This window comes from Pseudescherichia sp. L3, from assembly GCF_024656065.1.
Classification (GTDB): domain Bacteria; phylum Pseudomonadota; class Gammaproteobacteria; order Enterobacterales; family Enterobacteriaceae; genus Pseudescherichia.
The window spans coordinates 1,863,929-1,888,333 of the sequence record NZ_JANKYC010000001.1; the positions used below are offsets into that span (position 1 = coordinate 1,863,929).

The 24,405-nt window shown below is 54.7% G+C and carries 26 protein-coding genes and 3 tRNA genes; 17 read left to right on the top strand and 12 right to left on the bottom strand.

Annotated features, from left to right (window positions below; translation table 11 throughout):
* Positions 1–3 precede the first annotated feature (3 nt).
* From fliJ to rcsA, 10 genes are all read left to right on the top strand, one after another.
* Entirely contained in the window at positions 4–447 is a 444-nt protein-coding gene (fliJ, locus tag NR795_RS09170) for a flagellar export protein FliJ (protein WP_144817317.1), read from the top strand.
* Positions 444–1,748 (top strand): flagellar hook length control protein FliK, encoded by a 1,305-nt coding sequence (gene fliK / locus NR795_RS09175; RefSeq protein WP_257758001.1) that lies wholly within the window; start codon positions 444–446, stop codon positions 1,746–1,748. Before fliJ ends, fliK begins: the two co-directional genes overlap by 4 nt.
* Positions 1,749–1,853: 105 nt before the next feature.
* Positions 1,854–2,321: a flagellar basal body-associated protein FliL gene (gene fliL, locus NR795_RS09180; protein WP_144817315.1), complete on the top strand. Its 468-nt coding sequence runs from the start codon at positions 1,854–1,856 to the stop codon at positions 2,319–2,321.
* Positions 2,322–2,325: 4 nt separating this feature from the next.
* A complete protein-coding gene (gene fliM, locus NR795_RS09185; RefSeq protein WP_103819218.1) occupies positions 2,326–3,330 on the top strand; it encodes a flagellar motor switch protein FliM in 1,005 nt (334 codons plus the stop codon).
* Positions 3,327–3,743, top strand: coding sequence for a flagellar motor switch protein FliN (gene fliN / locus NR795_RS09190; protein WP_144817314.1), 417 nt, complete (start codon positions 3,327–3,329; stop codon positions 3,741–3,743). The genes fliM and fliN overlap by 4 nt, the downstream gene beginning before the upstream one ends.
* 2 nt (positions 3,744–3,745) lie before the next feature.
* Entirely contained in the window at positions 3,746–4,120 is a 375-nt protein-coding gene (gene fliO / locus NR795_RS09195) for a flagellar biosynthetic protein FliO (protein WP_144817313.1), read from the top strand.
* Entirely contained in the window at positions 4,120–4,857 is a 738-nt protein-coding gene (gene fliP, locus NR795_RS09200; RefSeq protein ID WP_103819216.1) for a flagellar type III secretion system pore protein FliP, read from the top strand. The genes fliO and fliP overlap by 1 nt, the downstream gene beginning before the upstream one ends.
* Positions 4,858–4,868: 11 nt before the next feature.
* Entirely contained in the window at positions 4,869–5,138 is a 270-nt protein-coding gene (gene fliQ, locus NR795_RS09205; protein WP_042391441.1) for a flagellar biosynthesis protein FliQ, read from the top strand.
* A 9-nt stretch (positions 5,139–5,147) separates the two neighbouring features.
* On the top strand, positions 5,148–5,942 hold the full coding sequence (gene fliR, locus NR795_RS09210; RefSeq protein WP_144817312.1) for a flagellar biosynthetic protein FliR: 795 nt from the start codon (positions 5,148–5,150) through the stop codon (positions 5,940–5,942).
* A gap of 283 nt (positions 5,943–6,225) precedes the next feature.
* The gene (gene rcsA, locus NR795_RS09215; protein WP_042391443.1) at positions 6,226–6,849 is read left to right on the top strand and encodes a transcriptional regulator RcsA; all 624 of its coding nucleotides are present in this window, start codon (positions 6,226–6,228) and stop codon (positions 6,847–6,849) included.
* Positions 6,850–6,897: 48 nt separating this feature from the next.
* Here the strand turns inward: rcsA and dsrB are convergent, their stop codons facing one another.
* A complete protein-coding gene (gene dsrB / locus NR795_RS09220; protein ID WP_186370557.1) occupies positions 6,898–7,086 on the bottom strand; it encodes a protein DsrB in 189 nt (62 codons plus the stop codon).
* 121 nt (positions 7,087–7,207) lie between these two features.
* On the opposite strand from dsrB, the gene NR795_RS09225 reads away from it, so the two are divergent.
* Together NR795_RS09225 and NR795_RS09230 are read left to right on the top strand one after the other, a co-directional pair.
* A complete protein-coding gene (locus NR795_RS09225; protein WP_257758004.1) occupies positions 7,208–7,393 on the top strand; it encodes a hypothetical protein in 186 nt (61 codons plus the stop codon).
* A gap of 294 nt (positions 7,394–7,687) precedes the next feature.
* Entirely contained in the window at positions 7,688–8,503 is an 816-nt protein-coding gene (locus NR795_RS09230) for a mannosyl-3-phosphoglycerate phosphatase-related protein (protein ID WP_257758005.1), read from the top strand.
* On the opposite strand, the gene dgcQ is transcribed toward NR795_RS09230, so the two are convergent.
* Both dgcQ and NR795_RS09240 read right to left on the bottom strand, forming a co-directional pair.
* Positions 8,482–10,191 carry a cellulose biosynthesis regulator diguanylate cyclase DgcQ gene (gene dgcQ / locus NR795_RS09235; RefSeq protein WP_257758006.1) on the bottom strand — a complete coding sequence of 570 codons (1,710 nt, stop codon included), beginning with the start codon at positions 10,189–10,191 and terminating at the stop codon, positions 8,482–8,484. The two genes, NR795_RS09230 and dgcQ, sit on opposite strands and share 22 nt — an antisense overlap.
* A 94-nt stretch (positions 10,192–10,285) precedes the next feature.
* The gene (locus NR795_RS09240; RefSeq protein WP_353655490.1) at positions 10,286–11,206 is read right to left on the bottom strand and encodes a DUF808 domain-containing protein; all 921 of its coding nucleotides are present in this window, start codon (positions 11,204–11,206) and stop codon (positions 10,286–10,288) included.
* A 169-nt stretch (positions 11,207–11,375) separates the two neighbouring features.
* Between NR795_RS09240 and yedA the strand changes: the two genes are divergently transcribed.
* Entirely contained in the window at positions 11,376–12,287 is a 912-nt protein-coding gene (gene yedA, locus NR795_RS09245; RefSeq protein ID WP_257758007.1) for a drug/metabolite exporter YedA, read from the top strand.
* On the opposite strand, the gene NR795_RS09250 is transcribed toward yedA, so the two are convergent.
* Positions 12,262–12,759: a very short patch repair endonuclease gene (locus tag NR795_RS09250; RefSeq protein WP_144817305.1), complete on the bottom strand. Its 498-nt coding sequence runs from the start codon at positions 12,757–12,759 to the stop codon at positions 12,262–12,264. The genes yedA and NR795_RS09250 overlap by 26 nt on opposite strands.
* Positions 12,760–13,214: 455 nt before the next feature.
* Between NR795_RS09250 and ompC the strand changes: the two genes are divergently transcribed.
* Positions 13,215–14,369: a porin OmpC gene (gene ompC / locus NR795_RS09255; protein ID WP_257758008.1), complete on the top strand. Its 1,155-nt coding sequence runs from the start codon at positions 13,215–13,217 to the stop codon at positions 14,367–14,369.
* 42 nt (positions 14,370–14,411) lie between these two features.
* On the opposite strand, the gene NR795_RS09260 is transcribed toward ompC, so the two are convergent.
* Together NR795_RS09260 and NR795_RS09265 are read right to left on the bottom strand one after the other, a co-directional pair.
* The gene (locus NR795_RS09260) at positions 14,412–15,038 is read right to left on the bottom strand and encodes a hypothetical protein (RefSeq protein ID WP_144817303.1); all 627 of its coding nucleotides are present in this window, start codon (positions 15,036–15,038) and stop codon (positions 14,412–14,414) included.
* A gap of 204 nt (positions 15,039–15,242) precedes the next feature.
* Positions 15,243–15,332, bottom strand: a tRNA-Ser gene (locus NR795_RS09265).
* 93 nt (positions 15,333–15,425) lie between these two features.
* Between NR795_RS09265 and mtfA the strand changes: the two genes are divergently transcribed.
* Positions 15,426–16,223 (top strand): DgsA anti-repressor MtfA, encoded by a 798-nt coding sequence (gene mtfA / locus NR795_RS09270; RefSeq protein WP_257758009.1) that lies wholly within the window; start codon positions 15,426–15,428, stop codon positions 16,221–16,223.
* Between the two features lie 100 nt (positions 16,224–16,323).
* Positions 16,324–16,399 (top strand) — tRNA-Asn (locus NR795_RS09275).
* Positions 16,400–16,419: 20 nt separating this feature from the next.
* On the opposite strand, the gene NR795_RS09280 is transcribed toward NR795_RS09275, so the two are convergent.
* From NR795_RS09280 to nac, 6 genes are all read right to left on the bottom strand, one after another.
* Positions 16,420–16,632, bottom strand: a complete 213-nt coding sequence (locus NR795_RS09280) for a hypothetical protein (RefSeq protein WP_144817301.1) — start codon at positions 16,630–16,632, stop codon at positions 16,420–16,422.
* Positions 16,633–16,644: 12 nt separating this feature from the next.
* A complete protein-coding gene (locus NR795_RS09285; protein WP_257758010.1) occupies positions 16,645–17,691 on the bottom strand; it encodes a fimbrial protein in 1,047 nt (348 codons plus the stop codon).
* 83 nt (positions 17,692–17,774) lie between these two features.
* Entirely contained in the window at positions 17,775–20,447 is a 2,673-nt protein-coding gene (locus NR795_RS09290; protein WP_257758011.1) for a hypothetical protein, read from the bottom strand.
* A gap of 30 nt (positions 20,448–20,477) precedes the next feature.
* Positions 20,478–21,167, bottom strand: coding sequence for a hypothetical protein (locus NR795_RS09295; RefSeq protein WP_257758012.1), 690 nt, complete (start codon positions 21,165–21,167; stop codon positions 20,478–20,480).
* 138 nt (positions 21,168–21,305) lie between these two features.
* Positions 21,306–22,256, bottom strand: coding sequence for an HTH-type transcriptional regulator Cbl (cbl, locus tag NR795_RS09300; protein ID WP_144817297.1), 951 nt, complete (start codon positions 22,254–22,256; stop codon positions 21,306–21,308).
* 100 nt (positions 22,257–22,356) lie between these two features.
* Entirely contained in the window at positions 22,357–23,274 is a 918-nt protein-coding gene (gene nac / locus NR795_RS09305) for a nitrogen assimilation transcriptional regulator NAC (RefSeq protein WP_144817296.1), read from the bottom strand.
* Positions 23,275–23,605: 331 nt separating this feature from the next.
* Between nac and NR795_RS09310 the strand changes: the two genes are divergently transcribed.
* A tRNA-Asn gene (locus NR795_RS09310) sits at positions 23,606–23,681 on the top strand.
* The last annotated feature ends 724 nt before the right edge of the window (positions 23,682–24,405 follow it).

The window sequence follows — 24,405 nt, forward strand, 5'->3', positions numbered from 1 at the left end:
ATCGTGACGCAGACTAGCGCATTAACGACGCTAAAGGATCTGGCTGAAAAAGCGGTGGATGACGCAGCAATACGCCTCGGTGAGATGCGCCGGGGATGTCAGCAGGCGGAAGAGCAGCTCAAGATGCTGATGGATTATCAGAACGAGTACCGCAATAACCTCAACACGGATATGACCCAGGGCATTGGCAGCCAGCGCTGGCAGAACTACCAGCAGTTTATCTCCACGCTGGAGAAAGCTATCGAGCAGCACCGCCAGCAGCTGATGCAGTGGACCACGAAAGTCGAACAGGCGTTGAACGCCTGGCGAGAGAAGAAACAACGCTTGCAGGCGTGGCAAACCCTACAGGATCGGCAGACCAGCGCCGCCCTGCTGGCAGAGAACCGCCTCGATCAGAAAAAAATGGATGAGTTCGCCCAGCGCGCTTCAATGAGGAAACCAGAGTGATCACTTTGCCAAAACTGCTTGTTACCGATGCCGATACCGCCAGCGGCCTGCAAACAGGTAAAACGGCGACGGGCGCAGAAGACTTTCTTGCCCTGCTGTCGGGCGCGCTTTCCGGCACCCAGGCGCCCGGTGAGGACGCCCCCCTGACCCTTACCGATCTGCGCACCGCAGGCGCGACGCTACAGCAGAGCCTGCTGAAAGGCGGCGCGGATGAAACCGACACCCGATCTCCGGCGGTACAGCTGGCCGCCCTGCTCGCCCGGACGCCAGCAGGCGCTGCGGCTGCGGCTGCAACGGCAACTGCCGCGAAAGCTGATGCCCCCGAAGAGGTAGCTCAGGCCACGACGCCGCTGCAGAGCGAAGCGCAGATTATTTTAGCCACCCTGACCGGCGGCCTGAAAGGGGTAACATCGACAGCGGCTGCCTCCCAGGCGCAGCCAGCCGCGACGACCGCTGCCGCTGATGACGACACCCGCAGCGATTTGAGCGACGAGGAGCTGGCCGGGCTGAGCGCCCTGCTGGCAATGCTGCCGCATCAGCAAACGGCGACGGCCGCCGTGGCGAAAGGCGACACCGCGGCCTCTGCCACGTCCACCCCGGTGACCGCCGCCGCTGGCCGTGGTCATGATCTTGCCTCTCTCACCCGTGAGCCAGCGTTAGCCCCGGCCGCGCAGGACGCCACCGACGGCGAGCGTTTTGCCGCGGCCGTTGACACCAACGCGCAAACCAGCCAGCTGACCGCCGCCGCGCCGCTGAAAAACGCCCCGGAAACCGCCGTGCAGGCAGTTAACACCAGCGTTAGCGTCGCCCCTGCGGTGACCACCGCCGCCCCGGCGCAGGCCAGCGCTCCGGTTGCCGCGCCGGTGATCAGCGCCCCGTTGGGCAGCAGTGAATGGCAGCAGACCATCAGCCAGAATATCACCCTGTTTACCCGGCAGGGCCAGCAGAGCGCCGAGCTGCGCCTGCATCCGGAAGATTTAGGTCAGGTGCAGATTAGCCTGAAGATTGACGACAACCAGGCCCAGCTGCAGATGGTGTCCCAGCACAGCCACGTGCGCGCCGCGCTGGAAGCTGCGCTGCCGGTGCTGCGTACCCAGCTGGCGGAAAACGGCATTCAGCTTGGTCAGAGCAGCATCAGCAGCGAAAGCTCCGCTGGACAGCAGCAGTCGTCTTCCCAGCAGCAGGCCTCCCGCTCAGGCCACGGCGGCACGTTTGCCGCTGACGAAGAGGATGCATTGACCGTTCCGGCGAGCCTGCAATCGCGTGCTCTCGGCAACGGCGCGGTAGACATCTTTGCCTAAACGCAAAAGGTAGCATGATTATCCCCGTCTTTTCCGCCCTTTGACGGACGCAGGACACGGGATAATCAGTCTATAAGCAGTACCGAAACAGGAAGCACGTAACAGATGACTGACGCCGCAATTAGCAAGAAGAAGAAACGCTCAATCTGGATCCCGCTGTTGGTGTTGATCACGCTCGCCGCGTGCGCCACCGCTGGCTATAGCTACTGGCGCATGCACCAGCAGCCAGGTGAAGAGGTGAAAGCCGAAGCGCCGCCACCGCCTGCACCGGTCTTTTTCGCGCTGGATACCTTTACCGTTAACCTGGGCGAAGCCGATCGCGTCTTCTACATTGGCATTACCCTGCGCCTGAAAGACGAAGGCACGCGCGCACGCCTGAGCGAGTATCTGCCGGAGGTGCGTAGCCGCCTGCTGCTGCTCTTCTCCCGTCAGGATGCCACGCAGCTGGCAACCGACGAAGGCAAGCGCCAGCTGGTCGCCGCCATTAAAGAGACGCTCTCTCCGCCGTTAGTCCCTGGCCAGCCAAAGCAGGAAGTGACTGACGTTCTCTATACAGCTTTCATTTTGCGGTAAAGACATGGGCGATAGCATTCTTTCACAGGCCGAAATTGATGCGCTGCTGAACGGCGACAGCGAACAGAGCGATGCTCCGCAGCCCGGCAAAGGCGGCGAGAGTGATATTCGTCCTTACGATCCCAATACCCAGCGCCGCGTGGTGCGTGAACGCCTGCAGGCGCTGGAGATCATTAATGAACGTTTCGCGCGCCAGTTCCGTATGGGGCTATTTAACCTGCTGCGCCGCAGCCCGGATATTACCGTGGGGGCGATCCGCATTCAGCCCTACCATGAGTTTGCGCGTAACCTGCCGGTGCCGACCAACCTTAACCTGATCCATCTGAAGCCGCTGCGCGGCACCGGGCTGTTTGTCTTCTCGCCAAGCCTGGTGTTCATTGCCGTGGATAACCTGTTCGGCGGCGATGGCCGTTTCCCGACCAAGGTTGAGGGACGTGAGTTTACCCATACCGAGCAGCGGGTGATCAACCGCATGCTGAAGCTGGCGCTGGAAGGCTACAGCGACGCATGGAAGGCGATTCACCCCCTGGACGTTGAGTATGTTCGTTCGGAGATGCAGGTGAAGTTTACCAACATCACGACCTCGCCGAACGATATCGTCGTCAATACCCCGTTCCACGTGGAGATCGGTAACCTGACCGGCGAGTTTAATATCTGTCTGCCCTTCAGCATGATTGAGCCGCTGCGCGAGACGCTGGTTAACCCGCCGCTGGAGAACTCCCGCAACGAGGATCAGAACTGGCGTGATAACCTGGTTCGTCAGGTGCAGCACTCCGAGCTGGAGCTGATTGCCAATTTCGGCGATGTCCCGCTGCGCCTGTCGCAGATCCTGAAGCTGCAACCCGGCGATGTACTGCCGATCGAGAAACCCGATCGCATCATCGCCCACGTAGACGGTGTCCCGGTGCTTACCAGCCAGTACGGCACCATCAACGGCCAGTATGCCCTGCGCGTTGAACATTTGATCAACCCGATTTTGAATTCGCTGAATGAGGAACAGCCCAAATGAGTGATATGAACAATCCGTCCGATGAGAACAGTATGGCAATGGACGATCTGTGGGCTGACGCGTTGAACGAACAAAAAACCACTCCCAGCAGCAAAAGCACCACCGACTCGGTGTTTCAGCAGTTTGGCGGCGGTGACGTGAGCGGCACCCTGCAGGATATCGATCTGATTATGGATATCCCGGTCAAGCTGACCGTGGAGCTTGGCCGTACCCGCATGACCATTAAAGAGCTGCTGCGCCTGACCCAGGGGTCGGTGGTGGCGCTGGACGGCCTCGCCGGTGAGCCGCTGGATATCCTGATCAATGGCTATCTGATTGCCCAGGGTGAAGTGGTGGTCGTCGCCGACAAATACGGCGTGCGTATTACCGATATCATCACGCCGTCCGAGCGTATGCGTCGTCTGAGCCGCTAAGCATGAAAACCCAGGCTACCGTTGCGCAGCCCTCTGCCGTTCACGGTTCACCGCTGGTGCAGGTGAGCGGCGCGCTGCTGGGCATTATCGCCCTGATCCTCGCGGCAGCCTGGCTGGCGAAGCGGATGGGTTTTGGCGGTAAAACCGCCAGCGCTCGTGGCCTGAAGGTCAGCGCCAGTACAACCGTTGGCGCGCGTGAGCGGGTGATTATCGTTGACGTCGACGATGCCCGACTGGTGCTGGGCGTGACGCCGTCACAAATCAGCCTGCTGCACACGCTTCCTCCGGCACCGCCTGCGAGCGAAGCCCCGAAAGAGAACACCCCGGATTTTCAGGCCGTGTTAAAGAATTTGATCAAGCGTTCCGGGAGATCCTGATGCGCCGTTTGTTACCCCTTGCGCTGGCTGGCCTGGTGCTGGTTGCGCCCAGCGCCTTTGCGCAACTTCCCGGATTAGTCAGCCAACCGCTGGCCAACGGCGGCCAGAGCTGGTCCCTGCCGGTGCAGACCCTGGTGTTTATCACCTCGCTGACCTTCCTGCCCGCTATTCTGCTGATGATGACCAGCTTTACCCGCATCATCATCGTTTTTGGCCTGCTGCGTAACGCCCTGGGCACGCCCTCCGCGCCGCCTAACCAGGTGCTGCTCGGCCTCGCGCTATTCCTGACCTTTTTTATTATGTCGCCGGTGATCGATAAGATTTATACCGAGGCCTATCAGCCGTTCAGTGAAAGCAAGATCTCTATCGATGTGGCGCTGGAGAAAGGCGCGCAGCCGCTGAGAGAGTTTATGATGCGCCAGACGCGGGAAGCCGATTTAGCGCTGTTTGCCCGCCTGGCTAACAGCGGCCCGCTGCCTGGCCCGGAAGCGGTGCCGATGCGCATTCTGCTCCCGGCCTATGTGACCAGCGAGCTCAAGACCGCGTTTCAGATTGGCTTTACCATTTTTATTCCGTTCCTCATCATCGACCTTGTTATCGCCAGCGTGCTGATGGCGCTGGGGATGATGATGGTTCCGCCCGCCACCATCGCCCTGCCGTTTAAGCTGATGCTGTTCGTGCTGGTAGACGGTTGGCAGCTGCTGGTCGGCTCCCTGGCGCAGAGCTTTTACAGTTAAGGAGTGCGGAAATGACGCCAGAATCGGTGATGATGATGGGCACGGACGCGATGAAAATCGCGTTGATGGTCGCCGCGCCCCTGCTGCTGGTGGCGCTGGTCACCGGCCTGGTGATCAGTATTCTTCAGGCCGCCACGCAGATTAACGAGATGACGCTGTCGTTTATCCCGAAAATTATCGCCGTTTTCGTTGCTATTATCGTTGCCGGCCCGTGGATGCTTAACCTGCTGCTGGACTATATGCGCACCCTGTTCAGCAACATTCCCTATATTATTGGATAAGTAACCCTTATGGTGTCGGTAACCAGCGATCAGTGGCTCCACTGGCTGAGTCTCTACTTTTGGCCGCTGCTGCGCGTGCTGGCACTGATCTCGACCGCGCCGATCCTCAGCGAGCGTAGCGTGCCGAAACGCGTGAAGCTGGGGCTGGGATTTGTCATTACCATCATCATTGCGCCTTCCCTGCCCGCCACCAACGTGCCAATTTTTTCCGGGGACTCGCTGTGGCTGGCGTTGCAGCAGATCCTGATTGGCATTGCGCTGGGCTTTACCATGCAGTTCGCTTTTGCCGCTATACGCACCGCTGGCGAGCTGATTGGGCTACAGATGGGGCTCTCCTTTGCTACCTTCTTCGATCCCGGCAGCAACCTGAATATGCCCGTGCTGGCGCGCTTCATGGATATGCTGGCCCTGCTGCTATTTCTGACCTTTAACGGTCACCTGTGGCTGATCTCGATGTTGGTGGATACGTTCCATACCCTGCCCATCGGTGGCGAGCCGGTGAACAGCAATGCGTTCCTCGCCTTAACCCGTGCGGGCGGACTGATTTTTATCAACGGCCTGATGCTGGCGCTGCCGGTCATTACCCTGCTGCTAACCCTGAACCTCTCCCTGGGGCTGTTGAACCGTATGGCTCCCCAGCTCTCGATCTTCTCAATAGGTTTTCCCGTCACCCTGGGCGTCGGTATTGTGCTGATGGCGGCCCTGATGCCGCTCATTGCCCCCTTCTGCGAGCATCTGTTCAGCGAAATTTTTAATCTGCTGGCGGATATCATCAGCGAATTACCGCAGGCCTCCAATCCTTAGGTTTTGAATGGTCTTTATTGAGGATATTCCTAAAAAGGAATTTCGCTAATACCCGCCAGGATATACGGGACGCGGTTTATTTGTTTTTATGATTATCACAGTTCCGAAAGTTTACTTTACTTTAAGATGTTTCCTGGCAAATTATACCTAACTTTACGGGATAGTGTGTTCGCCTGAAAGTCCTGTCCTGCTCATAGGTTTTCAGAATATTTTCATCCTTTTACTGTTATGAGTAGCTCAGGCAGGTGGTGAATTATCGTTACGCATTGAGTGAGGGTATGCCATGTCAACGATTATTATGGATTTATGCAGCTATACCCGGTTGGGATTAACCGGTTATCTGGCAAGTCGCGGAGTAAAAAAACGAGATATCAAAGACGTATCCAGCGTCAGCGAGCTCGGCTCAGCCTGCGAGGCCTGGCGGCCCGCGGTGGTGTTTATTAATGAAGACTGCTTCATCCACGATCTCGAACAGAGTCAGCATATCAAGCAAATCATTAATCAGCATCCCAAGACGTTGTTTATTGTGTTTATGGCGATAGCAAATATCCATTTTGATGAATACCTGCTGGTGCGCAAAAACTTATTAATTAGTTCTAAATCGATTAAACCCGAGTCGCTGGATGAGTTTCTCGCCGATTATCTAAATAAAGAAGCGAAGGGGCAAAAAGGGATTAATCTCCCTACACTATCGTTAAGCCGTACTGAATCCAGTATGCTGCGAATGTGGATGTCCGGTCAGGGAACGATTCAAATCTCCGACCAGATGAATATTAAAGCCAAAACGGTATCATCACATAAGGGTAATATTAAAAGAAAAATAAAAACGCATAATAAGCAGGTTATCTACCACGTGGTACGCCTGACGGATTATGTCACCAGCGGCATCTTCGTCAATATGCGTTGAGAGGGCAAGCAGGCACTTACCCTCCAGGGCATGAGGGCAGTGATAGCGTTACGCCTGCATCTCTACGAATACCCCGTCCGGATGCCCTTTTTCATTAAAGAACCAGATGCCGAGCGGGTAATCTTCAAGCGAAACCAGATACATTGTGCCTTCATTAAACTCTTCAATAGCGAGTACGACACCCGGACGTCGCGGTCCCCCGTCCGTTTTAACTGTAACCCGATCGTTTACCTTCATTATTTTCCTCCTGTCACATTTTTGCCAGTGTAGAACAAAATGCGCGGTCTGACAGCCCTACCGTCGTGATTGCTGCTTTTCTCCACCGACTATACTTAGGGAAACGGTCTGTGGAGTCACGATGATGAATACCAGCCATGAAAAAATGTTGAACGATGCTGAAGTTGATGCGCTGCTCGCCGCTATCGATCCCAGCAGTCCGGAGAAACACCCTGTTGATCGGGTGCAAAATAGCGAAGAGTATGGGGTAGCCAATGCCTGGGAGATGGACATTCACGATGGTAGCGCGGCGGAACTGGATCGCTAAAAGAAAAAATCCCGGTCTGGGGAGACCGGGATAAAGCTTGCGTTTGCAAGAAGCACTTGAAAATTCGTTACACCAGGAAATCTGATGCGGTTATGAATGTATATGCAAATTATTTGCGGTACAAGATAATATTCATCAACCTAATTATTATTTCGTACAACTGTTTTACGACTAAAGTATGAGAAGCCAGAAGGCATCGCCTTTAGCGGGTTATTTAAATCAGGTATCTATAGTGCATGTTTATTAAATTAAGATTTTTCTTACTATCCCGTTGCGCTAGCAAAGGAGCAGACCATGCCCGACCTTAACGATACGCTGCTGGTATTTACCGATATCGACGGTACGTTACTTGATAGTCATACCCACGAATGGCAGCCGGCCGAGCCCTGGTTGACGCGTCTGCGTCAGCATGAAATACCCGTTATCCTGTGTAGCAGCATGACGGCGGCGGAAATTGTGGCGATCCAGAAGATGGTCGGGTTACAAGGGCAACCGTTTATTGCTGAGAACGGCGCGGTGATCCAGATCGATGCGCACTGGGAAGGGCATAAAAACGCGCCACGCCTGCTTAACGGCGCGACCCACGATCAGATTATGACCGTTCTGACGCCGCTGCGGGAAAATGAGGGGTATAAATTCACACCCTTTAGCGATCTTGAGGTCGCTGCCCTGGTCGAGCTAACCGGTTATACGCCCGCTCAGGCGAGCCTGGCCCGGCTGCATGAAGCCTCCGAGACGCTGATCTGGCGCGATAGCGACGAGCGAATGACAAAATTTGACGCTGACCTGACCCGCTTTGGCCTGCGTCTTGTCCAGGGCGCACGCTACTGGCATGTTATCGACCAGCGCGATGGTAAGGATCAGGCCGTAAACTGGCTGACGCGCCAGTACTGCCAGCATGAGGGCAAGCAGTACACGACCCTTGGCCTTGGCGATGGCCCTAATGATGCCCCTATGTTGGACAATGTCGATTTTGCCATTGTGGTGAAAGGGTTTAACCGCGACGGCGTTATGCTCCGCGACGATGATCCCTCCCGGGTCTATCGCACCACCCAGACCGGCCCCGCAGGCTGGCATGAAGGGCTGGATCACGTGTTCGGCGCATCCTGAATGGGGTCAACAGCACAGACGCGGTTGCGCCCGCCCCATTTGGCCAGATAGAGCCGCTTGTCTGCCACCATCTGCAAATATTCAAAGACGTAGCTCTCGCTCGGCTCAGCGCTGCTGACGCCCAGCGAGGCGCTGATGCGGATGGTCTGGCTATTGTGGACCAGGATCTCTTTGCGGCTGATACGCTCACGTACCCGCTCTGCAACGCGCTGCGCCTGGAGCAGGGTGCTCCCCGGAAGAACGATGCAGAACTCCTCCCCACCGACGCGTCCGGCAAGGTCTTCTCCCTGTATACAGCCTCCAATCAGCCGTGCGGCCTGCGTCAGGACTAAATCTCCTGCCTGGTGACCATAGTGGTCGTTAACGTTTTTGAAGTGATCGAGATCGAGCTGGATCACCGAGAACGGTCTGTGCTGCTGCTGACACAGCTCCGCCAGCGCCTTTGCCCGTTCAAAAAGCGCGCCGCGGTTGAGCAGCCGCGTCAGCGGATCGTGCCACGCCTGCCACTGCAGCGAGTGCTGCATCGCGTACATGTTGCTGACCATACGGCGAATGACTACCCAGGAGCATAATACCATCGCGGTAAACAGCAGCCACAGCAGCGCCAGCACAATGCTGATGGTACCAAAATCCCCCTGCAAGCCTTCCCGTAGGGTCTGGATGCGCAGCAGCATCCCGTCAAAGTGGTCAAGTTTCTGCCAGACAACGAAGTTTGGCCCAAGACGCAGGCTGCCGCTATTGCTCAGCGTTATTGCCTGGGTCAGCATCTCGCGCTGCGCCTGGGTAAAGTTACGCGGCTGCACACCAGCAGGCAAAGAGGTGACCACACGTTCAAGGTTATTATTATAAAGCTGGTACTCTCCCTGCTCTTCATCCCTGAGCGCCTCCGCCAGCAGCTGTTTTACCGACGAATAGGCGTAGTCAATCGCCAGCACACCGTACCAGTACTGGGCATAGTCCAGCGGTACGCTAACCGTGACTATTGGCTCCTGCAGACCAGCAGGGTGCTGAGAGGTAAACCAGCGAATGCCGCGAAAACGGTTGTCATGGATGGATTGCCCGGTAAACCAGGGCTGCGCCAGTAGACTTTCATAGCGCGTAATGCTCTCTGCCGACACGGCTGTCGGCCGGGAAGAGAGATAGAAGCCAGCGCGCGAAACATACCAGGCGTGCTTAGGCATCGCGGGTATTGCCGTGGCGAGACGCATGATGTAACCAACCTCCAGGGCGGCGGTCATCTCATTATGCATCTGGGGATCGTCGCGGCTAAGCAGCGGATGCCGGGCAACAAAGGCGTCGGAGACGCCGGTAATCGGCAGCGTGCGTCGCTGATCGACGCTGATACGCCAGACAGGCAGCTGACGCTGCTGGGCAAACTCAGCCTGCACATTCTTCAACACATCTGAGGCCAGCGGTGTCTGCACCGCTGCCCTCATGGCATTGCGAAAGAAGAGCAGCGCGTTAACCCCGATCTCCATCTGCCGGTCCAGCGTGCTGGAGACCTTATCGAGGGTATTGCGCTGGCTGGCAACATACGCATCCTCCAGTACCGCAACCTCGCGCCAGGTCAGCAGCGTTGAGCTGACCAACACAATCAAAAAACAGAGATTAACGACGCGAGCAGGCACCAGATACGTGCGAATGCGATTTAGCCGTGACGAGCCTGTGGCAGCGGTAGAGGGTGGCACGACGTCTCCATAGTTTTTGCTGAAGTTATCCAGTCACTACAATCCCTATTATCGGCACGCCGCTGCCAGACTTCATATCGGGTCAGGCAGATCGCTAGTGGGCGGCTCCGCGTAGACGCGAGATGCCCTTTACCAGTCCGACAACAATCAGGCCAATAATAAACCCGAGCACCAGGTTTGCCAGCGTTGGCAACGTCGCGGCCAGCACCGCGCCCTGCTCTGCGGCAAAATGCTCAATGGCATGATGCAGAGGTGCAATGCCGTGAACCACGATCCCGCCCCCCACCAGAAACATCGCCAGCGTGCCAACGATCGACAGCACTTTCATCAGCCAGGGCGCAACCACCAGCAATCCTTTACCCACGGTTTTTGCCAGTGCGCCTGGGCGCTCAACCAGCCAGTAGCCCATGTCGTCCAGCTTAACGATGATCCCCACCAGACCATAAACACCAAGCGTAACCAGCACGGCGATACCTGACAGCACCAGCACCTGATTAAGCAGAGGCGCATCGGCCACGATCCCCAGCGTAATCGCGACAATCTCTGCCGACAGGATAAAGTCGGTACGAATCGCCCCTTTTACCTTATCTCGCTCGTACTGCTTTGGATCCTGCTTAGCAATGGCGTTTAGCCGCTCCTGCGCCTGCTGAGGGTCCTCTTTATGCTTGCGGGCGTGCAGGCTATGCAGCACCTTCTCTACCCCCTCAAAACAGAGAAACGCCCCGCCGACCATCAGCAGCGGCGTGATGGCCCAGGGAATAAAGGCGCTGATCAGCAGCGCCAGCGGCACCAGGATCACCTTGTTTAACAGGGAGCCTTTGGCCACGCTCCAGACCACCGGCAGTTCGCGGTTGGCCCGCACGCCAGAAACCTGCTGGGCGTTGAGAGAGAGATCGTCACCCAATACCCCTGCGGTCTTTTTAGCCGCCAGCTTGCCCATCAGTGAAATGTCGTCGAGCAACGTGGCAATATCGTCCAGTAAGGTTAATAAACTACTTCCTGCCAAAATAAACATCCTTCTCTAACTGCTGATAATAGGAAGATTATGGAGCATAAAAGCCCATTGCGTAAATTAATCCTTAACGTCAACAAATCTTTAACATTACAAGCACAATTAATTGCTCGCCAGTCTGATTGTTTTGGCGTTTACTCTATGCGTCATTTCAATTTTGTCGTGAGGGAGTATGCGTTTCAGGCAGCTTTTACCGCTTATTGGTGCGCTTTTTGCGCTCTACATTATTTGGGGTTCCACCTACTTTGTGATTCGTATCGGCGTCGAGAGCTGGCCGCCGTTGATGATGGCCGGGGTACGCTTTTTCTCTGCCGGTCTTCTGCTGATCGCCTTTTTGCTCATTACCGGCCACCGTTTACCCTCCCTGCGCCCGCTGCTTAACGCGGCGCTGATTGGGGTTCTGCTGCTGGCGGTAGGCAACGGCATGGTGACGCTGGCCGAACATCAAAACGTCCCGTCCGGGATTGCCGCCGTAGTCGTCGCGACCGTTCCGCTCTTTACCCTCTGCTTTAGCCACTTTTTCGGCATCGCTACGCGCAAGCTAGAGTGGTTCGGCATTGCTATCGGCCTGTCGGGCATTGTTCTGCTTAACAGCGGCGGTAACCTGAGCGGTAATCCATGGGGAGCAGGCATGATCCTCATCGGATCCCTGAGCTGGGCTTTTGGCTCTGTTCTGGGTTCACGCATCGCGCTGCCCACTGGCATGATGGCCGGCGCGATTGAGATGCTCGCCGCAGGCGTTGTACTGCTGGCCGCCTCGGGGCTAACCGGTGAACGGCTCACGGCGATGCCAACGGTGTCTGGACTGCTGGCCGTGAGCTACCTGGCGATTTTTGGTTCGATTATTGCCATCAACGCCTATATGTTCCTGATCCGCACGACTTCCCCTGCGGTAGCGACCAGCTATGCCTACGTTAATCCGGTCGTCGCTGTGCTGCTGGGGACAGGGTTTGCCGGTGAAAGCCTCTCGCCCGTCGAGTGGCTGGCGTTGGGAATTATCATTCTGGCGGTAGTGCTGGTGACGCTGGGTAAGTACCTGCTGCCTGCCCGTCCGACGGTTACGCCGTGTGGGGTGGAGAAGTAACCAGGTCGCAGGCCTGAATGCCCCGGGTGTCGATCTGCGCGGCCGCCCCGCCGCCGCAGATCCACTCTTCAAGCCGCTCGCTAAGGGCTACATCGCTCAGCTTTGCCCGCCCTCGGATCGCACACTCCCAGACAATCAGAACCCGCCACCCCTCTGCCAGCAGCTGGGCACAGTCGCGCCGGTCGCGTTCGACGTTTTTACCAATCTTCTCCAGCCAGAATTCAGTGCGCGTGGCCGGGACCTTAAACAGATAGCAGTCATGATGGTGCCAGAAGCAGCCGTGGGTAAAAATAACGCAGCGGTAGTCATCGACAACAAAATCCGGCCTGCCGGGCAGCGCCGCATCCTGAACACGAAACGCCAGCCCGCACTCGGTAAGCAGCGCGGCAAGCCGTTTCTCAATGGCCGTATCCCGCGTACCGATAGCACGCATATTTTTGCTCCGCGTGGCTTTATCATGAACGTCTGCCATGCTCTCCTCTTTATGCGGTTATTCTGACCAGTAATAGCGTAATAATCTTAGCATCAGGGGCAGATATGGACTGATTTTTTTAATGGATTATGTAATTATTCTCGTCGTTATTAATCCCAATACCTTTAGATTTCACCCTCGCTCTTCTTGACAGTGCTTGGCTCAGCGTTATTACGCTGAGCTTTTTTTTTGCGCCATATCTGGACATTTAAAAAACAAATACAACAACACAAAACGATACAGTAAAAATATGATAGTTATTTCTCAAATTAATATATAAACAACAAAACATTCACCACAAAAATAACAAACCAAAATGAAACATCCAGCAATAAATAATACTATTTACTTACACGTTTCCTTTAAAAATAAATGAACTTAATCGCTAGTATCAGAATTGCAGTTCGGGTAGTTCAATAATCATTTACATTATCAATGATTCAAGGAAATGAATAATGAAAAGAAAAGTATTGGCAATTATTGTCCCGGCACTATTAGCCGCAGGCACAGCACATGCAGCAGAAGTCTATAACCAGAACGGCAATAAGCTCGACCTCTACGGTAAAGTGGACGGCCTGCACTACTTCTCTGATAACAGCAGCGCTGATGGCGATCAGACCTATATCCGTATGGGATTCAAAGGCGAAACCCAAATCTCTGACCAGCTGGTGGGTTATGGCCAGTGGGAGTATAACGTTCAGGCCAATAATACTGAAGACAGCGGCAACCAGAGCTGGACCCGTCTGGCCTTCGCTGGCCTGAAGGCAGGCGACTACGGTTCATTTGACTATGGGCGTAACTACGGCGTGCTGTATGACGTAGAAGCCTGGACCGATATGCTACCGGAGTTCGGCGGCGACAGCTATTCTAAAGCCGATAACTTTATGACTAACCGCGCCAACGGGGTGGCAACCTACCGCAACAACAATATGTTCGGCCTGGTCGACGGCCTCAGCTTTGCCGTGCAGTATCAGGGCAACAACGAGAACACCGGTAACGGTAATGAAGGCACAGCCAGCCGTAATGGAGATGCCGACGCACGTTACGAGAACGGCGACGGCTGGGGCCTCTCCTCTACCTATGACTTTGGCAGCGGCTTTAGCGTGGGTGCGGCGTACGCCTCATCTGACCGAACCGCAGATCAGACCAATCGCGGCAATGCTGCAGACAGCACCTATGCTGGCGGCGATAAAGCGGACGCCTGGACTACCGGCCTGAAGTATGACGCGAATAATGTCTACCTGGCGGCGATGTATTCCGAAACCCGAAATATGACCCCGTACGGCAGCACTGATAACGCCGATATTGGCGGTATTGCCAATAAAACGCAGAACTTCGAAGTTACCGCACAGTACCAGTTCGACTTTGGCCTGCGCCCGGCGGTCTCTTTCCTGATGTCTAAAGGTAAGGATCTTAACTACAACGGCGTTAACACCGATGAAGATCTGGTTAAATACGCTGACGTAGGCGCGACCTACTACTTCAATAAAAACATGTCGACCTATGTCGACTATAAAATTAACCTGCTGGATGAGGACGAGCAGTTCTACAAAGACGCCGGCATCGCCACCGACGATATTGTCGCGCTGGGTCTGGTTTATCAGTTCTAAACGCGTTTTAAAAAACAAAGCCCGCTCGCTGCGGGCTTTTTATTATCTGGCGGTGGCTAACTGCATATCGCCCACTTTATCACGCTGCATCATGCCAAAGGCAATAATAAATAGCCCCAGCATAAAGGGAATTTCGTACAGCTCCTCCAGCAGATCCTGATCGCGCGCGTCATGCAACACCAGCGAGCCCAGCAGACGATGGTGCTCTACCGCATCGGAAAACAAAAAGGTTATTACCACTAGCGCCACGGTCCACAGCGGGAAGGTTTCATGACGAAAACGCAGCGCTATCTCCTTACGCAGCGTAGCGGAAAGGATCACCGGTAGCGCCAACGCAGCGATCAGAATCACGGAAATAATACGAAATATCAGCCTTGGCTCATCCGGAAAGTAGACCCGGCCCCAGCTGGTACTGCGCCCTAACAGCACCACCCACCAGGCAACGGACCAGAGCCAGAAGGCTTTCTGACCGGGCGTCAGCGTCCAGGATTTGATCCAGAAGAGAGTAAACAACGCGCCGAAAAGCAGCCATAAGGCCTGCCCGTTCTCAATCCAGTTAACCAGTCTCGCTTCGCTAACGGGCAACGGGATCTCAGGAAAGATGGGAAAAAGAATAGATAAAATAAAAAGCAGTGCCGTAACAAATGGCAGCTGTGCGTCCAGTTTCATGATTGTTATTACCTGGATGAATATTAGCTCCCTAGCTTATCTGGGTATGTTGCTGGCTGCTTGGCGATGTGTGCCAAATAGTTCATCTAAATTAGGATAATGATGATTCACGGTATGAATGGAAGAGAACTACCTTTGAGAGACATCTAAGCAGTGAGTTGTGATGAACGTCGTTGAAAGCGGTACGGGTAAGTGCTTGAATAGTGGCGGAGAGAGGGGGATTTGAACCCCCGGTAGAGTTGCCCCTACTCCGGTTTTCGAGACCGGTCCGTTCAGCCGCTCCGGCATCTCTCCGTTTTGATGACTGATATCATGCCAGGATATTGTGCATTTTAACAGTCCTCATCCAGTCAATTGAGTTCAAGTGACGAGTTTGCGAGCAAAGCGATGATAAAATGGCCCTGGAAAGCGAATGAAGCATCACGGATGATCCATTATCCCTGGCAAGAGGCGCTTGCCATTCCGGTTCTGGCAAATCTGACGCAGGAAGAGCAGCAGCGTCTTGTCCAGCTTGCCGAACGTTTTTTACAGCAGAAGCGCCTGGCCCCGCTACAGGGGTTCGATCTTGACGCCCTCAAGAGCTGCCGTATCGCCCTGCTCTTTTGCCTGCCGGTGCTCGAGCTGGGCCTTGAGTGGCTCGATGGGTTTCATGAGGTATTAATTTATCCTGCCCCCTTTGTTGTCGATGACGAGTGGGAAGACGATATTGGCCTGGTGCATAACCAGCGGGTGGTGCACGCCGGGCAGAGCTGGCAGCAGGGGCCAATCGTCCTTAACTGGCTGGACATTCAGGACTCGTTTGATGCCTCAGGTTATAACCTGATTATTCATGAAGTCGCGCATAAGCTGGATACCCGCAACGGCGACCGGGCCAGCGGCGTACCGATGATCACCCTGCGAGAGGTGGCTGGCTGGGAGCACGATCTCCACGCCGCCATGAACAATATTCAGGATGAGATCGATCTGGTAGGCGAAAGTACGGCCAGCATTGATGCCTATGCCGCCACCGATCCCGCCGAGTGCTTCGCCGTCCTCTCCGAATACTTTTTTAGCGCGCCGGAACTGTTTGCCCCACGCTTCCCTTCGCTGTGGCAGCGTTTCTGCCAGTTTTATCGTCAGGATCCGCTTGTCCGTTTACGCGCCAATACTCCGGCTTCAGCCGCCGGGCGCTATCGCGTTCAGTAAAAGCACAGTTTGTACTTTAATTAGGCATTCAAATCAGGATGTTAATTTTCGTATTGACACTAAAAAACGGGGCCAGTAATATGCGCCCCGTTCACACGATTCCTCTGTAGTTCAGTCGGTAGAACGGCGGACTGTTAATCCGTATGTCACTGGTTCGAGTCCAGTCAGAGGAGCCACTCTTTCAGCAATCGCTGCCCTATTTTGTCTTCGCCTGTGCCTCACTTTTCTTCGTCTCTGCATCGCTGCCCGTTTTGTTATCAGCCGACGCTTGAACGCTATTGCCGGCGGGAACAATGGTGCCCGTAAAGGTTAGCGTGGCGTCAGCCGCCTGAACAGACCAGGCTGATGCGATCATGAGTAAAACGGTACCTGACAGTAAAACCTGAACTAATTTATGTGACTTATTCATTGCGGTTTCCTCTTATTGATAGGAGAGCGTTACGGTGGCTGATGCATTGGCATGGCCTGGCAGAATGGCTTTATGCGTCTGGTAGTAACGTGCCTCAAACTGCAGGGTTTGCGCACCGCCAGCGGAATAGTAGATAAACTGGTCTTTACCAAAGGTTACCGGCACATCAGCTTTACCACCGGCACTGACCCAGTAGAGCTGAACGCCGACGCCTGAGGCACTCTCATTGCCAGGCGCAAGCTGAATGACCGATTCGGCACCGGACGGATCCGCGACAGCATCAACGCGAGCGGTTATTTGCGCACCACGTTCACAAATTAAGGGAATATTGAGTCTACTAAACGACGTAGTCGATCCCGGACCGCTGAACTCGTCGGGAGAGTGCGTCCCCAGGAAAGCCGATCCTGATGCGGTATCCACCTTACAGCTCGGAACATGTGGCGGTGTCGCATTGATGGTGCCGGCGAGGTTGACGGTGTAGGTTGTTGACTTGGCCGACCCTGAAACGACAAGATGGTTAGCCTTGCCTGAAAGTGTACCGCTCTCTATATCATCGGAAATTTTCACTAGCTTAAACATCGGACCAAAGTTTACGTTAATAATTGGCGACGTGAAGAAACGCAGCTGCTGCGAGAAGAACTGCTGCTGTGTGTTACCGTTGGCGATCCATCCTGAATAATCTTTCGTCGCGCCAGTCCACAGATGAAATTTCCCCCCCATCTGGATCCCTACTCCCGGCACGTTGGTTTTAAAGGTGCTGCGACCGCCATAGACCGCATCCGCTGGCAGGTCAGAGTAGAGCGTGGTATAAAAATTCCCGCTCCCTTCACACTGGGCCATATGATTTTGAGGATAGGAGAGTTCGCCGGTAATATCGCCGCCGACGGGAAGATCCGTGGGTACCGTAATATTACCTAAATCAATTGTAATTGACGTTGCGTTACGAGCATTACAATATACCCCAGAGGCCTCTGATAAACTGGCCCAGCAGAGAGTGAGTATTAAAAGAGCATAGGAGATCACACTCTTTCTTTTAGAAGTGCGTTTCAAGGATTGCATATTTTTATCTCCAGCCGAGGAATAAAATAGCTATTCAACGGCTCGTTAGGGTTTTATAAGGTTATTTTGATAACGTTCTATATCTACGCAGATTCAGATGAAAAATAAGATACCGCGCCCTGTAGCTCAGTCGGGATCGCTCCCGTACTTCCCCCGTCTGCGCTATTGCCCCACGCGACAAGGGTGCTGTCGTCTTTAATCGCTATAAATACCGATCCGCCTGAGTAGACGCCTTTAACGCCGGAAGCCAGGGCGGAGATCGCCGCAGCGCTATCGCCTCCCGCCGCACTGTCGCCCCAGCTATTAACCGCACCGTTTTTTCTCAGGACAGCGAACGCTGTTGCCGTGGCGCTTAACGCGACAACGTCCGTTAGCTGGGCAATCTCTGCCGGTAATGCTCCCCCGGCCGCGCTATCTCCCCACGCATACACAGAGCCGCTGCTCTGCAGGGCGCAGAAGGCATACTCGGTACCCTGAACGTGTACGACGTTACTGAGCGCTGGCGCAGGGGCGATAGCTGGCGAGCCCCATGACACCACCGTCCCGGAGGTTTGCAATGCGCAGAAGCCGCTATAGCACCCGTAAACGCTGGCGATATTGGTAAGCGAAGCGATATGGGCGGGCACGTTGCCTCCATAGCTCCCCTGCCCCCAGGCAACAACCGCACCGTTGCGTCTGCGTGCGCAAAATGCGGAGGCGCTGGCGCTGATTTCAACGATGTCCGTAAGCTGCGCAATGTGTGAGGGTACGTTTCCGCCGTAGTTTTCGCTTCCCCAGCCGTAGACCTGGCCGCGGGCATTGAGCACTGCGCAGGCGTAATCATTGCACTGGATCTGGACAACGTCGCCCAGGGTGCTCACCGCTAAGGGAACATTGAGTTGACCATAGGTATTGTCTCCCCATGCGGCGATATAGGGCGAATTGACGTTACGCGCCACGAACATGCCACCTGAAGCCGCCAGCATATTCCAGCCGCTACGGTTGGCTAGCATAGATGGCAGGCTGCCCCCCTTGCTGGGCTCGCCCCAGGCAAAGAGTTCACCGCTCTGGTTGCAGGCAGCAAATGCATGAAGGGTGGCGCTGATTGCCGTTACGCGAGTATTGAAGGTAGAGGCCGGTGATGAACCGCCCGACGCGCTTTGGCCCCATGCGCTTACCGTGCCGCTATCACTCCTGGCGACAACGGCCCTGGTATTCCCCAGAACGTTGCTTTCGTTCAGCACGGTCGACGCGCCAGCGAGTGAAACAGTCAGCTTTTTCTGCGGCTCGGTATCGATAAAATAGCGCGTGCTCTGGAAGGTACTCTCCCCTTCATACTGCCACTCAGCGGTAACCACACTCTGCCCGTTACTCTCTAAAGCCACCAGGCAGCGTTTTTCTGAGTAGAGCCAGTCGGCCCCACGGCTGGAGCGCGCGCCCATCACCGAGAGAGAGGCCTCGGCGGCATCCGTTAGCGTGACCAGCCAGCGGCCATCGCTCTGTTTTTCCGCCAGGCTAAAGTTCCAGCTAGAGGGGAGATCCCCCCCTGGCGTCACGACGGGTACGGCCCCGTTATAGCGGGCCGTCAGCGTACCAGCGCCAGCGGCAACAAACTGCCCGCTGCCGTTAAGCGCCCCGTAGCTTACCTGTACCGTTTGCAAAGCGCCGCTCGACGGCACAATCGCCAGCACGCCTTCATGAGCAGTATCAGCAAAGGTACTGAAACCGAGCGGATAGCGTTGGGTCATCACCAGCGCGCTGTCGCTGCTGCCGGTCGTCCGTAGCTGAACGTCTATCTGTACATCACCGTTATCCAGCGACAGCAGCTGGGCAGGCAGCGCGCCTGTGCCAAACGCACTGCTAAAATCCGGGGTATCGTCGATCAAGCGCAGCATTTGATAGTGGGTAAAACGATAGGCGCTGTCGATGGGGTTAAAGGCGGACAGGAGCAGCACGGGCATGGCATTGAGCTTAACGGATTGCCAGATCCAGCCGGTTCCGCTATTAACAGAGATAAGCTGATGGGGATAGAGGGCCTCAGCGCTGCCCGCATAGTTAGGCTGGCTGTATAAAATGCCGCTGTCTATCGCCGGGCCATTACCCAACTGGACGAGCCAGCTGCCGTCTGGTTGCATCACCGGCGCGCTGAAGCTCCAGCCAGAGGGGAATCCTGTGATATCGGTTAAAGAGACAAGCGAGCCATCCCAGGCGATCGTCAGCGAGCCGCTGCCCGTCCACTGTACCTCACCCGTAGCAGCATCGAAAATGCCATACAGCGCGCTGACTTGAGTGTGACTCCCGGGCACGGTCCCGACAAAGCCCAGCGCACCGGGGAGATTAGGCAGCGAGAGCGTAGTCTGCTGCGACATACTTTCCGGCAGTAACCAGGTAGCGGCCAGCGTATCAGGCTGGTCGCTGGTAGCAGAATAATCCAGCTCCAGCCTGACCAGCGTAGCCAGATCGCTATCAACGCCAATAAACCCCAGCGTATATTGGGGTAAGGGGAAGGCCTGTTGTAGAGAGCTGATGCTGGCGGTTACCATCTTTTCGACATGGTTAAAATAACTTTTCGCCATCATGCCGGTTTCAACGCTGCTGCTAATATAAGCGTGTAAATTGTCGGTTCCTAAAATAGAGACCGATTTTTCTCGCCAGCTATTGGCTGAGGTGGCAATCATTCCCAGTGAACCATGTTTCACCTGAATAGGCACGCCCGCCATATTAGGTTCAGAATAGAACACCAGGGTACTGGTATCGGCCATAACGTTTTCATTCATAATAAACTCCTGGGTATCGCACACGATGGTTTAGCGTAAATTTTCTAGCGGAGGGAAGGTTACAAAGACACAGCTGTCGATTACCGTTGAGCCAGAGGCCTGAGGTAAACTTATTGTTAGGGTGACGCTTTCAGCGACAGAATTAATCAGATCAATGCTGGCGGTGCCGTCGTCGTACAGCAGAACGTTCGCGGTTTGCGGAAGCTGGGTCCCAACGAAACGCGCCGTAGTGGAGTTGGTGATCTGAAAACGGGCATAGTCCACCCCGGGGGTGATATCCGTAGTGATATAGACGCTGTTACGCATAGTGCCATCGGCTGCGGCGCTGGTAACAATGGCATAATGCGTTAATACATTAGCCCCCGCCGTATAATTGTTGAACGTCATGCTGCCGCTAGCGCTTATGGCTGGGTTATTGGTGACATAGGCGCTTAGCGAAACAAGCCCTGTTTGCAGGCTGAATACCTGAAGTTCAAGCGCGCCGCTTCGATCAAGATTGCCGCTCCAGGTTTTATAACCGTTAATGTTAAAAACACCGCTGCCATCCAGCGAAACCGTTACTGGCGCGCCGGGCGTACCCGCAAGCTTAACCGTATTAAAGGGTTTCATCGCCGCACTGGTATTCGCCCATGCAGGCGCTCCCGTAGAGCAGTCAATATAGAGCGCGTCAGTTGCAGCCATTACTAATGAGGAGAGAGTGGGATAAGAAATATGATTCATCGTTTTTCGCCTTGTTGATTTTATAAGGCGAATAGTAAGAAATTAATGCAGAAGAAGTGGGTCAATAAGAGGAGTTTGAACTGCAATATTTAGTCATTTAAAATAGCAAGCCCGTAATTAACCGGGCTTAACATATAATTAAATCTGATAATCCAACGCTATTTCGTCCGGCTCCATGACCTGACGCTTAATATCCTCGACGGAGAGTCCCGCGTTGCACAGCTCAATAAAACGCCAGACATAGTTACGCTGCAGCTGTCCGCGCTTAAGCCCCAGCCAGACGGTATTGGCGTCAAAGAGATGGCGGGTATCGAGACGGATCAGCGTTCCGGTCTCCTGCTCGCTGCTCGACTGTTCAGCAACGATGCCGACCCCCAGCCCCAGCTCAACGTAGGTTTTGATCACGTCCGAATCCTGGGCGCTCAGCACCACGTCCGGGATCAGCTCCTTGCGGCCAAAGGCCTCATCAATGCGTGAGCGGCCGGTAATACCCTGTCGGTAGGTAATCAGCGGCCAGCGGCTAATCTCCTCCAGGGTGAGCGGCGAGGCGTGAGCGAGCGGATGATCCTCTGGAATAAGCAGGCTGTGATGCCAGCGGAACCACGGGAAGGCCACCAGGGCAGGATCGTTACTCAGGCGCTCGCTGGCAATACCGATATCCGCCCCGCCGTTGTGCAGCAGAGACTCAATCTCCTGCGGCGTGCCCTGAATAAGTTCCAGTCGAACCTCGGGAAAGAGCGCGCGAAAGGCTTTGATCACCGGGGGCAGGCTGTAACGTGCCTGGGTATGTGTTGTGGCAACGGTTAAGACGCCCGAGGTATCGTTGGTAAAGAGATCGGCAAGGCGACGGACGTTGCTTGCTTCGTTGAGGATCCGTTCGGCGATCGCCAGCAGTGCTTTGCCCGGTTCGGTCATACCCAGCAGGCGTTTTCCACGGCGGATGAAGATCTCAATTCCCAGCTCCTCTTCCAGCTCGCGAATATGGCGGCTGACGCCGGACTGCGACGTGTAGAGCATATTGGCGACTTCCGTCAGGTTGAAGTCCCGACGCGCCGCTTCACGGATAATTTTTAGTTGCTGGAAATTCATCCTGCCCTCCAGAGCCATCAGACATGTCGCTATTGTTAAAGTCTGAGGCCTGGCAGGACAAATAATAAAAACCCGTATCTTATTCTTTTATAGAATAAAGCTAGCTTACCAGCAGCAGCTCGCGGTTCTCCAGAGTAGGCCGACTGACCAGGGACATCAGAATGTCTTTTACCGCCTGCGCCTGGGGTGAGAGTGGCCCGTGCGCAGAGGTGTTGAGCGACAGCGGCAGGCTCATCGAGGGGGCCGTAATCCGTGCCATCCAGCCGTTTGCAGCACTGCACAACGAGCGAGCAGCAGATTCCGGCAGGACCGTTACCCCCATGCCGCTGGCAATCGCTGCGGTTAAGGTGGTAATCGACTCAATTTCGCCAATGATTTTAGCGGTCAGGCGACGCAGGGAGAACGCCTCGTCCACCCGCAGGCGCACTGCGCTGTAGTCGCGCGGCAGGAAGAGGTTCATCTCTGCTACGGCGGTGAGATCGACGCTCTGCCCCGGGCAATCTCGGGTTCCAACCAGGTAGAGATCCTCTTTTAGCAGCGCCTGGCTGGCTATCCCCTCCGCTGGTGCACGCTCATAGAGCACCGCCATATCGAGCTGGCCGCCGATCAGCTTGTCGTTAAGATCGGTACCGCTGTTTTCATGCAGATAAACGATAACATCCGGCAGCGCGTTGCGTACCGCCTGTAACAAAGGCATGGTAATGGACGATGCCGCAGTGCCGGGTGCAAGGCCAATAGCCACCTGCCCGCGCAGGGTCTGGCCGACGTTGTTCACTGCCAGCTGGGCTTGTTCGCACTGACGCAGGATGGTGCGCGCGTGAGTATAGAGAATTTTTCCGGCTTCGGTTGGCGTTACGCCACGCTTGGTACGGATTAACAGCTGCTGATCCATCTCTCCCTCAAGCGTTGCCACCTGCTGACTCAGTGCGGGCTGGGCGATATGTAACACCTCAGCGGCCTGGGTCAGGCTACCGATATCAACGATTTTCACGAAATACTTGAGTCGTCTGAAGTTCATTTTGCCTCCGGTACAAAAAGCGTAAGTTGATGCATACACATGTTTTATCGGAGGATTTGCAAGATGCTTGCCAATTTTTAAAAAGTCGTTTTGATTCTGTCTAACAGGCTGGATAATAAGAGTTTCTGATTACCTGCACGTTAGCATTAGTAAGAACAGGCTGGCTACACTGCCCCATAAGGGGTAGATTTGCACCGCGCTGGTGCACAGCCATCGTTTTTGCTGATGAATACGCCAGATTGCTGTAATTCTCAGCAAACGAATGCCGAATTGCAATCCACCCTTTGACAAGCCGATCCGCCGCCGCTAGTATTCACCCCGTTCACACGATTCCTCTGTAGTTCAGTCGGTAGAACGGCGGACTGTTAATCCGTATGTCACTGGTTCGAGTCCAGTCAGAGGAGCCAAATTCGTGTTTCTATACCACTCATCCTGTCTTATTTAGAGTCACTGCAGTTCAATTGCAGAGCGACTGCTCTATATCCTTCATCAGTTCCCCATCCGTAATATAAAAAATTCCTTCATTACAGCCATAAACATAGTTAACATCATTACTACCCATCATTTCTACCGCCTGTAAAAACATCCCCCTCCGTTAATAAATACCTGCTTTATATCAATATCATAACGATGCCTGCCAAAAAATATTCCCCAGAGGAGTACTCGACCTGTGCTCTTTGCACGCATTACTGCTCATTTTTTTGCACAACGCTTACCTCATTTCTTTTTTTATACTTTCCCAAAAATCACTTCACATAAACGCATGAAAATCAGCATTAGGGCGACGATATTGCCAATATCCATCTTGGCATGACGCCGTCTGTTTCACGCACCCGCAACTGCGGTCTGTGAACCATTTAAATCAACCCAGTCTGTTAATTAACAGGAGCAGTCATGACAAATCAGACAGCCAGCCCTGCGCTTCAGCAGATAGAAGCCGCTCTTCAGGTCACCTCCGGCACGTTTGAAAAAAAAATTACCGCTCTGTTTTTGACATCACCCGCCTCTCCCGCAAACAGTTTATTACCGACAATATCGACTGGCTGGGCTCCCGCGGCGGCAGAGCCGGTGAGTCGCTGGTGGCCACCCTGTCCGGAAAGTAACAGTAGCTCTACCCCGTGTTATGCGGCA